General features: G+C 47.1%; 16 protein-coding genes. 11 read left to right on the top strand and 5 right to left on the bottom strand.

Going from position 1 to position 14302, the window contains the following annotated elements; genetic code table 11:
• Positions 1-316: 316 nt before the first annotated feature.
• From Q0R37_RS02160 to Q0R37_RS02140, 5 genes are all read left to right on the top strand, one after another.
• Positions 317-1951, top strand: coding sequence for a glutamate--tRNA ligase family protein (locus tag Q0R37_RS02160; RefSeq protein ID WP_294750600.1), 1635 nt, complete (start codon positions 317-319; stop codon positions 1949-1951).
• A gap of 130 nt (positions 1952-2081) precedes the next feature.
• The gene (locus tag Q0R37_RS02155) at positions 2082-4091 is read left to right on the top strand and encodes a class I tRNA ligase family protein (protein WP_294750598.1); all 2010 of its coding nucleotides are present in this window, start codon (positions 2082-2084) and stop codon (positions 4089-4091) included.
• A gap of 21 nt (positions 4092-4112) precedes the next feature.
• A complete protein-coding gene (locus Q0R37_RS02150; protein ID WP_294750596.1) occupies positions 4113-4388 on the top strand; it encodes a hypothetical protein in 276 nt (91 codons plus the stop codon).
• A gap of 78 nt (positions 4389-4466) precedes the next feature.
• Positions 4467-5396 carry a cysteine synthase A gene (gene cysK / locus Q0R37_RS02145; protein ID WP_294750593.1) on the top strand — a complete coding sequence of 310 codons (930 nt, stop codon included), beginning with the start codon at positions 4467-4469 and terminating at the stop codon, positions 5394-5396.
• A 42-nt stretch (positions 5397-5438) separates the two neighbouring features.
• Positions 5439-5834 (top strand): pyridoxamine 5'-phosphate oxidase family protein, encoded by a 396-nt coding sequence (locus Q0R37_RS02140; RefSeq protein WP_294750591.1) that lies wholly within the window; start codon positions 5439-5441, stop codon positions 5832-5834.
• Positions 5835-5875: 41 nt separating this feature from the next.
• On the opposite strand, the gene Q0R37_RS02135 is transcribed toward Q0R37_RS02140, so the two are convergent.
• The 5 genes from Q0R37_RS02135 to rpmB form a co-directional block, all read right to left on the bottom strand.
• Positions 5876-7216, bottom strand: a complete 1341-nt coding sequence (locus Q0R37_RS02135; RefSeq protein WP_294750589.1) for an MATE family efflux transporter — start codon at positions 7214-7216, stop codon at positions 5876-5878.
• 262 nt (positions 7217-7478) lie between these two features.
• The gene (locus tag Q0R37_RS02130) at positions 7479-8240 is read right to left on the bottom strand and encodes an amino acid ABC transporter ATP-binding protein (RefSeq protein WP_294750587.1); all 762 of its coding nucleotides are present in this window, start codon (positions 8238-8240) and stop codon (positions 7479-7481) included.
• Between the two features lie 12 nt (positions 8241-8252).
• Entirely contained in the window at positions 8253-8957 is a 705-nt protein-coding gene (locus Q0R37_RS02125) for an amino acid ABC transporter permease (protein ID WP_366517390.1), read from the bottom strand.
• Positions 8958-8996: 39 nt separating this feature from the next.
• The gene (locus Q0R37_RS02120) at positions 8997-9569 is read right to left on the bottom strand and encodes a hypothetical protein (RefSeq protein WP_294750585.1); all 573 of its coding nucleotides are present in this window, start codon (positions 9567-9569) and stop codon (positions 8997-8999) included.
• Positions 9570-9682: 113 nt separating this feature from the next.
• The gene (gene rpmB, locus Q0R37_RS02115; protein ID WP_019678047.1) at positions 9683-9868 is read right to left on the bottom strand and encodes a 50S ribosomal protein L28; all 186 of its coding nucleotides are present in this window, start codon (positions 9866-9868) and stop codon (positions 9683-9685) included.
• A 222-nt stretch (positions 9869-10090) separates the two neighbouring features.
• On the opposite strand from rpmB, the gene Q0R37_RS02110 reads away from it, so the two are divergent.
• From Q0R37_RS02110 to Q0R37_RS02085, 6 genes are read left to right on the top strand one after another with little or no spacing between them, the layout of a single operon-like run.
• Complete coding sequence (locus Q0R37_RS02110; RefSeq protein WP_294750583.1) at positions 10091-10804, top strand: site-2 protease family protein; 714 nt, start codon at positions 10091-10093, stop codon at positions 10802-10804.
• A 17-nt stretch (positions 10805-10821) separates the two neighbouring features.
• Positions 10822-11538: a site-2 protease family protein gene (locus Q0R37_RS02105; protein ID WP_294750581.1), complete on the top strand. Its 717-nt coding sequence runs from the start codon at positions 10822-10824 to the stop codon at positions 11536-11538.
• A 33-nt stretch (positions 11539-11571) separates the two neighbouring features.
• Positions 11572-12327 carry a segregation/condensation protein A gene (locus tag Q0R37_RS02100; protein ID WP_294750579.1) on the top strand — a complete coding sequence of 252 codons (756 nt, stop codon included), beginning with the start codon at positions 11572-11574 and terminating at the stop codon, positions 12325-12327.
• Positions 12297-12872 carry an SMC-Scp complex subunit ScpB gene (gene scpB / locus Q0R37_RS02095; RefSeq protein WP_294750577.1) on the top strand — a complete coding sequence of 192 codons (576 nt, stop codon included), beginning with the start codon at positions 12297-12299 and terminating at the stop codon, positions 12870-12872. The genes Q0R37_RS02100 and scpB overlap by 31 nt, the downstream gene beginning before the upstream one ends.
• A 28-nt stretch (positions 12873-12900) precedes the next feature.
• The gene (locus tag Q0R37_RS02090) at positions 12901-13842 is read left to right on the top strand and encodes a hypothetical protein (RefSeq protein WP_294750575.1); all 942 of its coding nucleotides are present in this window, start codon (positions 12901-12903) and stop codon (positions 13840-13842) included.
• 11 nt (positions 13843-13853) lie between these two features.
• Positions 13854-14288 (top strand): spore germination protein GerW family protein, encoded by a 435-nt coding sequence (locus Q0R37_RS02085; protein WP_294750573.1) that lies wholly within the window; start codon positions 13854-13856, stop codon positions 14286-14288.
• Positions 14289-14302: the final 14 nt, after the last annotated feature.

Raw genomic sequence — 14302 nt, 5'->3', positions numbered from 1 at the left:
TTGTGGTTGGCATAATGTAACTTATATTTATCAGTGTGGTTGTTGGTATAAGATTGGTAACTGCAATAACTGCGGTTCTCCAGTATGCAAATGCTTATGATTTTTTAGAAGAATAATCGCATTTTTTAACAACTCCCCTCATAATGAGGGGAGCTTTTCTTATGCCTTTTTACAGGCCGATGCCTGAGGGAAAGATGTTAAATGCATGGCCGCCGTTCTGTGCAGTCTTATATTTGACTTTATAATAATAATGTGATATAATAAATTAAATGTGTCTGTCAGCAGACGGACGGAGAACATATAAAGGATTGATAATATGGACTATAAAGCACTTGCAGATTACCTTTTCCCCGATGTAAAGGAAACTCCCGAGGATATTGAGGCGCGTTTCCCCGAAAGACAGCTCCCCGCAGGAGCCAATGTCACACGTATAGGACCAAGTCCCACGGGCTTCGTTCATCTCGGAAACCTCTACAACGCTATCATCGGAGAGCGTATAGCTCACCAGTCACAGGGCGTATTTTACCTGAGAATAGAGGATACCGACAATAAGCGTGAGGTGGAGGGCGCTGTTGAGACAGTCATCAACGCTATGGACTATTTCGGCGTTCACTTTGACGAGGGAGCTACCGCAGAGGGCGACAACGGAAGCTACGGTCCTTACCGTCAGAGACAGCGTAAGGAGATATATCATGTATTTGCAAAGCTCCTTACGGAAAGGGGACTTGCTTACCCCTGCTTCATGACAGCCGAGGAGATAGAAGCTGTCCGCGAGCAGCAGACCGCAAATAAGGAAAATCCCGGAGTTTACGGTAAGTACGCAAAGTGCCGCGACCTCAGCCTTGACGAGATAAAGTCAAATATAGAAGCAGGCAGGGAGTGGGTGCTCCGTTTCAGAGGTCAGGAGACAGGCGAGATTATCGCCGTTGAGGACGCTATCCGCGGAAAGCTTGAAATGCCGAGGAATAATATGGATTTCGTACTCCTTAAGAGCGACGGTATCCCGACTTATCACTTCGCACACGTCATCGACGACCACTTCATGCGCTCAACTCACGTTATACGAGGCGAGGAGTGGATATCCTCACTGCCCATGCACGTAGAGCTCTTCAATACACTCGGCTGGAAGCAGCCTGTATACTGCCACACGGCAACTCTCATGAAAATGGACGGCGAGAGCAAGAGAAAGCTCTCAAAGAGAAAGGACCCCGAGCTTGCGCTGGCATACTATCAGCAGGAGGGTATCAGCAAGGACGCTGTATGGGAGTTCCTGCTTACTCTGCTCAATTCCAATTATGAGGAATGGCGCATAGCCAATCCCGAGGCAGACTATCACGAGTTCCCCTATACACTGGAGAAGATGTCGGTTTCCGGTGCCCTTGTAGACCTGGACAAGATGAGGGATATATCCAAGAATGTAATATGCCGCATGACTGCCGAGCAGGTACGCGACGGCTGGCTTGAATGGTGCAGCGAGTACAACAGTGATTTCGCCGCACTCATAAATAAGTACCCCGAGCGGACGCTTGCAGCTCTCAATGTCGGCAGAGGCGGTGCAAAGCCGAGACGTGACATCGAAACATGGAAGCAGGCCTGCGACTTCATGAGCTTCTACTATGACGAGACCTTCAGAGTTACGGACGATATGCCCGAGGAGTGCGATGAGGCAACAGTGAAGGACTTCTTCGGAAGATATCTTGCATCATACGACCACAGCGACGACAGTGCGGTATGGTTCGACAAGGTAAAGGCTATCACAGAGGAAATGGGCTTTGCAGTAAAGCCCAAGGACTACAAGAAGAACCCCGAGCAGTTCAGGGGAAGCATAGTCCATATCACGAATATGCTTCGCATAGCCCTCACAGGACACGCAAACGCTCCCGATATATGGGAAGTGAGCCATGTTCTCGGCGAGGAGATAACACGCAGAAGGCTGGAAGCCTTTGCTTAATGCATAATTCATAATGCATAATGCATAATTAATGATCGTCTGAAAATATTCAAATCAGTCCGCAATAGCGGACACCACAATTATGAGTTATGAATTCTTAGATTATGAATTATAAAAAGAGGTAATAAAGATGTCAGACAATAAAGAAAAGAAAAATTTTGAGATACCACGTCCGGTGTTCCCGAAAAGGGCTGTGGTTACAGGCGGTATGCCATACGGCAACAAGGAGCTCCATTTCGGCCATGTGGGCGGTATGCTGGTATTTGCGGATACCTATGCACGTTTCCTGAGAGACCGCATCGGCAAGGAAAATGTTATCTTCGTCAGCGGCACGGACTGCTACGGCTCTCCTATCGCAGAGGGCTGGAGAGTAAAGGTCAAGAACGGCGAATTTGAAGGCTCTCTTGAGGATTTCGTACAGAAAAATCACAATAAGCAGAAGGAAACTCTTGCAGCTTACGGTATAGCTCCAAATCTCTTTGCAGCTTCGGGTCTCGGCCGCTCCAAGGAGATACACGCTTCTGTCACAGACCGCTTCATCAGCTCTCTCCATAAGAAGGGACAGCTCGAACAGAGGACTACGATGCAGTTCTTTGACGAGAAAGCGGGAGTATTCATAAACGGCAGACAGGTAATAGGAAAATGTCCCGTAGACGGCTGTACCTCCGAAAAAGGCTACGCAGACGAGTGCGACATGGGACATCAGTATATGCCCGAGAACCTTATAAACCCCATAAGTACCCTCACAGGCGAGACTCCCACAATGAAGCCTGTTACCAACTGGTATTTCAAGCTCCGCGACTATGAGCAGCTCATGAAGGACTGGGTGGAAGAGCTGAAAAAGCGCAAGGATATCCGTCCCGTTGTATGGAAAACTATTGACGAGTTCCTCAAGAACCCGGTTATCTACATAAAGCGTGAGTTCGAGGAAAAGTACATGGAGCTGAAAGCCTCCATGCCTGAGCATAACTACATAGAAGAGCCTAAAAAGCCCTCCTTTACTATCGAGTTCAGCAAGCTTTCGGACTGCGATGAAGCCTGCCGCATACTCACTCAGAACGGCATACGCTACAGAACAGGAAAGACACTTGTTCCTTTCCGTCTTACGGGCAATATCGAATGGGGAGTCCCTGCACCTGTTATGGAGGGCGTGGACGGTCTTACAGTATGGGTATGGCCTGAGTCACTGTGGGCTCCTATATCGTTTACGGAGACTTACCTTGAAAGCATAGGTCATGACAAGGAAGAATGGAAGGACTACTGGTGCAGCAAGGACGCTACTGTATATCAGTTTATCGGACAGGACAATATCTACTTCTATGGCATTGCCGAGCCTGCAATGTGGATGGCACAGCAGGAGAGCAATGAAAAGACCGCTTCCCCTGCGGACGGAGAGCTGCAGCTTCCTGTTATCGTGGCTAATCACCATATCCTTTTCCTTGATAAGAAGGCTTCAAGCTCGGGTGCGGTAAAGCCGCCTATGGCTGATGATCTGCTCAATCACTATACTCCCGAGCAGCTCCGTATGCACTGGCTGGGTCTCGGTCTGGGACAGCGCTCCGTAAGCTTTATGCCCAAGCCCTATAATCCCGACGCAAAGCCCGAGGATGCCGATCCTGTAGTAAAGGACGGACTGCTTCTCTCAAACGTATACAACCGCATGATAAGAACGGCTTTCTATACAGCTCAGAAGGAGCTTGACGGCGTTATGCCGGACAACGCTCCCGAGGAGAAATTCCTTGAGGACGCTAAGAAGGCAGTCCTTGAGTATGAGAGGCATATGTCAAAGTTTGCATTCCATCAGTGTACCTATGTACTTGACAGCTATATCCGCAACGGAAGCAAGTATATGGCAAAGGCGCTTAACGGCGAGTATCCCGACAAGGAGGCTTTAAAGCAGGCTCTTGCCAATCTGTTCTACATGATAAGGATAGCAGGTGTGCTCCTGCACCCGATGGCTCCCTTCGGTACTGAGAAGCTCCGTGAGTACCTTGATGCTGACGAGAGGCTATGGTCATGGGATACTATCCTTGAGCCGCTTACATACTTCACAGGTGAGAACCACAAGCTGAAATTCCTGCCTCCGAGAACGGACTTCTTCACCCGTCACGAGAGCCAGTTCGCTTCTGCCGAGGAGTGAGCTGTTTAAGGAGGAGAGGCTGTGAAAAAGAAGACTAAAACCATCATTTCAGTGATATTAGTCTGTATTCTTCTTGTTCTGTTCGTACCTGTACCTACAGGAACATACAAGGACGGCGGCACACGTATGTATACGGCTCTGACGTATAAGATAGTCAGGTGGCGTGTACTTCTGGACAATGCGAAGTACGAAAAGACTTCCGTTTTTCTGCTCCCCGACAATTTCAAGAACTACGAAGAATTATGGGATATTGAAAAGACAGAGAAATGGGACGAAAACAAGGTCGTTCATTATTAAATGAACGATGACTGACAAAGCGGAAGAACCGTAAAATAGCTGTTTATAATTTTCAACTCATAAAGGAGTTATTGACCAATGATATACAACAACGTTCTGGAGGCTATCGGACATACTCCGATGATAAAGCTGAACCGAATGAACAAAAAGGGAAGCGCAGACGTCCTCGTAAAGTTCGAGGGACTCAACGTAGGCGGTTCCATAAAGACCCGCACAGCCTACAACATGATACGCCATGCGGAAATGGAAGGCAAGATACACGAGGGAACGATAATCGTAGAGCCTACGAGCGGCAATCAGGGCATAGGTCTTGCCCTTGTGGGAGCTGTCAAGGGCTACAGAACTATAATCATCATGCCCGATTCCGTCAGCGAGGAGCGCCGCAAGCTTGTTAATCACTACGGCGCAGAGGTAATGCTTATACACGACGACGGAGATATCGGCAAGTGCATACAGGAGTGCCTTGACACAGCTCTGAAAATGGCAGAGGAGGACGAAAATGTATTCGTTCCGCAGCAGTTTGCAAACGTGAACAATATAGGCGCTCACAAATTCCACACGGCTTTGGAGATACTGGAGCAGACCGCAGTAAAGATAGACGGCTTCTGTTCGGGAATAGGAACAGGCGGTACTATCACAGGCATCGGCGAGGCTCTCAAGGCACAGTATCCGGATATGGTGATATGGGCGGTAGAACCCGAAAACGCTGCCATACTGGCAGGCGGAGATATAGGAACTCACCTGCAGATGGGCATTGGTGACGGAATAATCCCCGATATACTCAATCAGAACATATACGACGATATATATATAGTTACCGATGAGGAAGCTATACAGACCGCCAAGGACCTTGCTTCAAAGGAAGGCATAATGTGCGGTATATCAAGCGGAACGAATGTTGCTGCGGCACTTAAGCTTGCCGAAAAGCTGGGCGAGGGCAAGACCGTGGTAACGATACTCCCCGACACTGCGGAGAGATATTTCTCGACGCCGCTTTTTGAGGACTGATACAAACGCCGCAAGGCGATAATATAAGGAGGTATATTTATCATGAGCAAACTAAACGATTTCCTTACGGAAGCAGGTATGTTTTTCATTGCCACAAACGACGGAGCACAGCCTAAGGTAAGACCCTTCGGTTCTCACATCGAGATGGACGGAAAGGTGATATTTGCAGTAGGCGACTTCAAGGCTGTTTACAGACAGATGCTTGCGAACCCTCTCTGCGAGATAGTCGCCTGCAAGCCCGACGGAGTTTGGCTCCGCTATACGGGAAAGATCGTATTTGACGACGATCCGAGGTATACGGAGGCAATGTATGCGACCAGTCCTCTCCTCAAGGAGATATACAACGAGAAAACAGGCCTTAATATGAAGCTGTTCCACCTCGAGGACGCAACTGCGCTTATAATACCGCCTGTAGGCGAACCCGAAAAAATACTTTAAAATGAAAAGCCGTCTGGTATATGAATTACCAAACGGCTTTTTTATCTGTATGCAAGTTTTAAGTCTTCCGAAAGGATCCTTCTCAGGTCGAAAGCAAATATCGCACCGCCTGCTGCGGCGGTAATGAGCTCCGATATCGGTATTGTCAGCCATATGCAGTTTATGCTGCCGAGGCAGTATGAAAGGAATGCAAGCGGTATGACGAGGAGAGTACCTCTCAGGAGCGATATCATCTGCGCTGTGTGAGGCTTTTCGTTGGATGAGAAGTACACAGACAGTATGGTGTTTATGCCCATGAACGGCATGAACAGGAAATACAGCCTCAGACCATGTTCTGCTATGGACTGCAGTGTCTTGTCGCTGCTGCTGTTGAACAGTCTTACTACGGGTGATGCCTGTATGAAAAGCAGAGCGTAGGCTGCTGCCGAGAATATCAGTGCGGTCACTACGGAAAGCTTTAAAAGATAGCGTATGGCGGCATCGTTTTTTCTGCCGTGGTATCTGCACATCAGCGGCTGTACACCGCTTGAGATACCTACGTATATAGCCGTGAAGACTATGCCTATATTTGCGATAACGCCGTATGCGGCAATGCCTGTATTGCCGAGCAGACGGTATATTACGAAGTTGAATACAAGTATCACAACTCCGCCTGATATCTCCGTAAAGAAGGAGTGAAGTCCCAGTGAGACTATCTCGCGTATGAGCTTTGGTGAGGGACATGATATCCGCAGACTGAAAGCGTTCCAGCCTGTAAGGATATGTATGCTCATTATCCCCATACTTACGAACGGAGCGATACACGTAGCAAGTGCTGCGCCGTCCATTCCCATATCCATTCTGAAAATAAAGATGTAGTCAAGCACCACATTGACAAGGCTGCCGCTCAGTATCCCCAGCATTGCAAGCTTAGGAGCGCAGTCATTACGCATAAAGCAGGCAAGCAGGTTATTGAAAAGGAAAGCAGGTGAAAACAGCAGTATCCTGTGCAGATAGCTGTGTGACATCTCAAAAACGGCAGCGTCGGCGCCGAGGAGATGTGTTATCTGCCGCGAGAAAAATATCCCCGATATCTCAAACACGGCTGCAATGAGCAGCGTTGTCATGAACGCGTTTGAGAAAATTCTGTCAGTCTCTTCTCTCTCGGTCCTGCAATACATCATTGAGAACTTGCTGCCTCCGCCCATTCCGAGCATAAGCCCGAAGCCGTTCATAAAATTGAACACAGGCAGGGCGAGGTTCAGTGCTGCAAGACCTTCCGACCCCATTCCCTTAGAAATAAAGAACGTATCTATCAGTATATAGATAGATACGCCTACAGAGCTGGTGACATTTGCCAATATGTACCTGAAAAAATCATTACGTATTGGTTTTCTGTCCATTAATTATGTTTACCCCCTGTAAACAAACGAAGCAAGCCAAACAGCCTGCTTACCGCTGCAGGCACTCGGTATGTCTGCAACAGTTATTCTCTAATACACAAGAATATTATATCACAATATCACCAAAAATAACAGCTTTTTTTGTAACTTTGTATGAATGACGAAATTAACTGCTTAAATTATTCCCTTGTTTTAGCAGGTTGTACAATAAAAATGCATAAAATTTGTTATCTGCAAATAAAAAATATATGCAATGCGGTATTCAGCTGTTGAACCGTGTAAGAAACTGCTTTACGCGGTCGGAAGCATTATCGCCGAAGAGCTGTTCGGGTGCTCCCATTTCGACGATCGAGCCGTTTTCCATGAATATGACCTTATCTGCGACGTCACGTGCAAAAGCCATCTCGTGAGTTACTATAACCATTGTCATGCCGTCCTTTGCGAGTTCCTTTATGACTTTAAGTATCTCTCCCGTGAGTTCGGGATCGAGAGCGGATGTGGGCTCGTCAAAGAAAAGTATTTCGGGATTAAGAGCAAGGGCTCGTGCAATGGATACACGCTGCTGCTGACCGCCGGAGAGCTCGCATGGATAGGACTTGTCCTTGCTTTCGAGCCCCATTTTTTTCAGAAGCTGCATTGCCTTTTCCTGCGCTTTTGATCTTTCTTCTTTAAGTACGCATACGGGAGCTTCCGTGATGTTCCTCAGCACTGTCATATGCGGGAACAGGTTGAAATTCTGAAAGACCAGACCTGTTTTCAGCCTTATATTACGCAGAGTTTTTGCATCGGCGTAGACAGTCCTGCCTTTCTGATCTTTTATGAGCATATCCGTTCCGCAGACATTGATAACGCCTCCGTCGGCTCGCTCGAGCTGGTTTATACAGCGCAGGAGAGTGGATTTACCGCTTCCCGACGGACCTATTACGGCTACGACCTCGCCCTTTTCAACATTGAAGGTGGTATCCTTGAGGACTTTGAGATCACCGAAGCTTTTTGAAAGATTTTTAACATCGAGCATTGACACGGAGAAGCCCCCTTACTTGTAGTAGTTCAGCTTTTTCTCGATATATCCGAAAACAAGCGTGAGTACGGTCGCAAATATGAAATAGAAAGCGCCTGCCATGAACAGCGGAGTTAGAGAAGCGTATGTCGGCACCTGCTTCTTGGCTATGTACATTATCTCCATGTAGGGGATAGCCGAAGCAAGAGACGTATCCTTGACAAGAGTTATTATCTCGTTTGAGCTTGCGGGAACTACACGTTTTATGACCTGCGGAAGTATTATGCGGAAGAAGGTCTGCAAACGGCTGAATCCCAGTGCGCTTGCCGCCTCATATTGTCCCTTGGGTATGGCTTCTATGCCGCCTCTGAATATTTCTGCGAAATATGCAGCATAATTCAGTACAAAAGCAATGAGGAGCATAGTAAACGTATAGCCCGAGCTTCTTATGTCCACACCGTCGAGGAGACTGTGTATGAATGAGGGGCATTTGTCCCATTTCAGAAGATAGGGAACAGAATGCTGCGCGACTATGAGCTGCAAAAGCAGGGGAGTTCCGCGCATTATGAGTATATATATATTTGTGAGCCATGAAATCGGCTTGAATCCGCACATTTTCAGCAGTGCGACTATCATTCCCAGCGGTATCGACCACAGAAGCGTAAAGCAGAATATCTTCATTGTGGGAACGACATATTGCAGCATCAGACTGAAAAGAGCGCCCAATTGTTCCTTGGTCACAGGATCACCGTCCTTTGGTTATTAAGTTCATTGGAGCTTTCAGGTCAGATCGAGAGTATTTATGCCGAGGTCATCAAGCCTACACATGAATTCACGGAATTCCTGACGCTGTTTCTTTCCCGCAAAGAGACCTGTGCACTCAAATATTATCCTCAGCTCGATAAGAGGGGAGCTGAAGCGGAAAAACGGCGGCTTTGCGGTGATATCCCTTTCTCTGTTTTCAAAGAGGGACCATGTGAATTCGGAAAGATCGCGGAAAACTATCTTGTCCTTGTTTATTTCCTTGATGTCCGAGGCTTTTTTGATATACGGCTTCCAATGCTTGAATTCAAAACCGTCCTGAGGCTCGCCGATCTCATAGCCGAGAGCTTCTGTAAGCTTTGCTTTCAGCTCGGGATACCATTTGTCCCAAATCTCGTCGGGCATTTCTCCCGATATCTGTATCCCGCCCGGTTCTACGGAGGAGTAAAGCTCGATATCCTGTCCCTGCCATGTAAGGCAGTCCTCACCTTTGCAGTAGTATTCCATTGACCTGTAGACTTCATCTATCTTATCCCATATCTCGTCGGGGGCGGAATAGTGTATATTAAGGCAAGCATCATGATCTGACATTTTTTTCAGCTCCTTTCATATTTTTTATGATTATATCATATAATCGCATTTTAGTCAAGAATAATAAAAAAGAGCGCCCCTTCGGAACGCTCTTTATTATCCATGCTGAACGATCAAGCTCTTTCAACCTTGCCTGAACGCAGGCATCTTGAGCAAGCGTAGATATGACAAGGAGTACCCTTGACGATAGCCTTAACACGCTTTACGTTAGGCTTCCATGTTCTGTTGGAACGTCTGTGTGAGTGAGAAACCTTGATACCAAAGGTTACGCCCTTTCCGCAGATATCACATTTTGCCATTAGGTTGCACCTCCTTAACTAACCTGTAAAAATACAACATGATTATTCTAACACATATTCAGAAAAAAAGCAAGTGTTTTTTGAAAAAAAACTAAAAAAATTTTTTTTGAGGCATAAAAATACTTTTTTACTTGAAATATATAGCGATTTATAGTATAATATATATTGTATATCTATATGTATTAAAAAGTGATGATACTCCATCAAAGAAAGGAAATAAAGATGTTAGGCGGCAATCTGGATATTCAGACAGTATTAAAGTATTTTTCGAGGATAGCGACGCTGCTGCTCGTTTTGCCTATACATGAATCGGCTCACGGACTTATGGCCAAATGGCTCGGCGATGATACCGCGCAGAGGCAGGGAAGGATATCCCTCAATCCTTTTGTGCACCTTGATCCGCTGGGATCAATGCTCATGATTATAGGCGGCTTCGGCTGGGCAAAGCCTGTTGAAGTCAATCCAATGAGGTTCAGAAATTACCGTGCGGGCTATGCTCTGACAGCTCTGGCAGGACCTGTTTCAAATCTTCTTGCCTCCTTTGCGGCTGCACTTGCACTGGCAATAATGCTGTGCTTCAAAAGCGGACAGGAAGCTTATCTCAGACTTTTCGCAAATCAGTTCAATACTATGTCCTGTGTAATGCTGCTTCTGCAGTTCCTTGTCATAGTAAATATCGGACTTGCTCTTTTCAACCTTATACCTGTGCCGCCTCTTGACGGCTTCAACATCCTCCGCGCGTTCACGCCCGAGAAGTTCGACCGCTGGGTATATCAGCACCAGAGAGAGATCAACATGGTATTCTTTGCTCTGCTCATTCTCATGAATGTGATACCCTCCGAGTATTCTCCGCTTTCCAGAGCGTCATACTATCTTTACGAGGTAATGATGAAGGCTGTTATGTGGATACCCGATACTTTTGGCTATAAAGGATAAGGCGCGGGGATAGTATAATGGAATTCAAGATCTACAGAGTTTTTCTCACGCTTCTCAGCAGAGGCATCATTCTTACGGCTGTTATGCCTCTTGCCTGCTATATAAGAGTGCTTGCAGCCAAAAAGCTTGGCGACAGCACAGGCGAAAGGGAAGGCAGGCTCACGCTTGACTTCAGAAAGCATACAGACCTTTTCGGCATCATACTTATATTCGCTTTCGGCTTCGGCTGGAGCAAGGAGATAAATATTGACGTATCGAGGCTGAAGAAAATGAAGCGCGATGTTACGCTTATATCTTTGGCTTCACCTGTGACGTACCTGCTTATGTATGTCGTCCTGCGGAATATAGGCGGACTGCTGCTCGGTTTCGCCCCGTCGTCCTTCGTACTTGCTTCCTTGTATTTCGTGCTTGTAAGGGCGGCAAGAGCAAGCCTGTTTTTTGGTATCATAGCCCTTCTGCCGATACCGCCTCTGGACGGCTTCAATATATTCTACCAGTTCTCACCGCCTAAGTTCAGACGCTGGTATTTCACAAACTATCAGAAGATCACCATGTGGTCGAGATATATACTTTTAGCTGTATTCTTCATGGACTCCCTTACGGGAGGAGAATTCTCCATACTGGGATTTCTGGCTTATCTGTGGAGACTGCTGCTGGATAATCTTATATTCTTCGTCCCCGACGTGGCGGAGAGCACATTAAAAATACTTACAGAGCTCATATACATGGCTTAGAGCCTTGTATCAGCCCTGTTCTTCGGGTGAAATATGGAAAGCATATCATTCAAGCTTGAGGTCTTTGAGGGACCTCTCGATCTTCTGCTGAGCCTTATCGCAAAGCATAAGCTCAATATCTGCGATATCGAGATATCAAAGCTGCTGGAGCAGTATCTGCTCTATATAGACCAGGCTCACGAGCAGAATCTGGAGCTTGCAGGCGAATTCCTTGAAATGGCTGCAAGGCTCATATATATCAAAACAGCGTCACTGCTGCCTCAGCCCGAGGAGGCTGAACAGATGAAGCGCGAGCTGGAGGGAGCTCTCATTGAGTACTCTCTCTGCAAGATCGCCGCAAAGCAGCTTGCGGACGCATATGTGGGCGGAAGCATTTTCGTCCGCGAACCAATGAAGATTAAGGCTGACATGACCTATACACTTGTGCATGAGCCTGAAAGACTGGCGATCGCTTACAGCGCCATATCACTGAAAAATATTAAATCCGAGCACGCAAAGCTCCACGTTGAGAACAAGATCAACTCTGTTGTGAAGCGGCGTATCGTTTCGGTAATGTCAAAGGTAGTCCATGTGCTCCGTGAGCTGTACACAACAGGCGAGGTGTATATGGATAAGCTCTATGAAGGAGTTACCGACCGCTCGGCGAGAGTCGCTACATTCCTTGCGGTGCTTGAACTCACAAGGTCGGGCAGGATAACCATAAGCGATGATAACATGATGATCTTCTTCAAGGGAAGAAAGAACGGAGTGAAGAAATCTTGGAGATCAAAGGCAGGCTCGGAGCAATAGAGGCTATACTCTTTGCAAGCGGTGAGCCTATAGAGATATACCGCCTTTCGGAGGCGAGCGGAGTTGATGCGGGAACGCTGCCTTCCATGATAAGGCTGCTCAACGAGCGCTATGAGGACTGCGGGAGCGGTATCTGCATCAAAAAGCTGGACAGCAGCTATCAGATGTGTACCCGTGAGGAATATGCGGAGCAGATAAGAGCTGCTCTCGAGACAAAAAGGACAACTCCTCTTTCAAATGCTGCTATGGAGGCTCTTACCATAATCGCCTACAATCAGCCCGTATCAAAGGGCTTTGTGGAAAATGTAAGAGGTATCGACAGCTCGTCGGTAATAAACAACCTTGTTGAAAAGGGGCTCGTTGAGGAAGCGGGACGTCTTGATGTTCCGGGAAAGCCCATAGTCTACAGGACCACCTCCGTGTTCCTGAGAAGCTTCGGTCTCAGCTCCACTGCGGAGCTGCCGCCTCTTCCGGGACAGGGGGATCTTGTCCTCGAAACAGAGGAGGAATTCGTGGACAGGGAGCTTGCCGAGTCTCAGCAGTAAAGACGATCAACAGAAAGGAGCGGCAGGAATGATAGTACTGAAAATTCTGCTGTATATACTTCTTGCCGTTTTGGGCATAATTCTTCTCGTGCTGATGATCCCTGTGGGGGGAGAGTTCAGCTATATCGACGGGAAATTCAGTTATAGGGTAAAGCTGTGGCTGCTTGATATCATGGACTCGGAGGGCGGAGGACTTTATAATTGGTGGAAAAAACGAAAAGCCGCCAAAAAGGATAAGCCAAGGAAGCTCAAAAAGCCGAAGCCCGTCAGGGAAAAGAAGTCAAAAAAGAAAAAGGAACGGGAAAAGTATGAATGGGAGCAGGAGCTTGACAGCATTCCCGTGAACGATCCCGAGACTGATATGCAGTCAGCGGATATTGCAGCGGAAACTTCTTCCGAAACGGATGAAAGTGCTGCTTACGAGCCTTTATCTGACAGCTCTGATGAAGATAAAGGCGGAAAAAAGGATAAAAAGAAGAAAAAGGACGATTCTGACGACGATATCTTCGCAGATGAAAAAAGCGAAGGCAGTGAAGATGATGAAAAGAAGTCTCTGAGCGACAAAATAGAGTTCCTTGTGGGCATATGGGAGAGCGCTCAGCGTCCCATGCTGAAAATATTCAGGGGCTTCAGGCTCAAGGACCTTTATATTGACTTCGTTATTGCAGATGAGGACGCATATGACTGTGCGCTGAAATACGGAAAGTATTCCGCGCTTGTATACAACGGCATCGCTTTTTTCAGTGAGCTTTTTACGGTAAGGCTGAAAACCATAGATGTACGTCCGCAGTTCGGAGTATCAAAGGGGCGCTGGGATGCAGCGGGCAAGCTGTATTTCCGCCTCGGAACGGTGGTTATTGCAGGAGCATGGTTCCTGATAACATATCTTTTCAGGACATTTCTGCCTGAAAAGCTGAGAAAATTCAGAATGAAACGCAAAATGAAAAAATCCGCCGCAAGGCAGAAGTGAGGTATATAATTATGAGTGCAAACAATACACCTGTAAGCGATCTCCTGGGTATTTCCATTGAAAAGATCAAGGAAATGGCAGATGTCAACTCCATAATCGGTGAGCCCATAAAGCTTCCCGACGGAACTACCATAATCCCTGTTTCAAAGGTAAGCTACGGCTTTGCATCGGGTGGTTCCGATCTTCCTTCAAAGTACGATAAGGAGCTCTTCGGCGGCGGAGCTGGCGCAGGAGTTTCCATAAAGCCCGAGGGCTTCCTTGTAATAGCTCCCGACGGCTCTGCAAAAATGGTAAATATGGAAGGCTCCAACGATCCTATCAGCAACGCCATTGAGAAAATGCCTGCCATCATCGACAAGGTAAGCGGCTTTATCAACAAGAAAAAGGGCGGAAATACGGACGCAAAGACCTCTGATATCACAGACGGCTCCGTTTCAATAAACTGAGCATAAAAACCTGA

It is taken from the genome of uncultured Ruminococcus sp., from assembly GCF_946415235.1.
Classification (GTDB): domain Bacteria; phylum Bacillota; class Clostridia; order Oscillospirales; family Ruminococcaceae; genus Ruminococcus.
The sequence above is the reverse complement of the archived record's forward strand: the minus strand, read 5'-3'. Positions and strand labels throughout refer to the sequence as shown.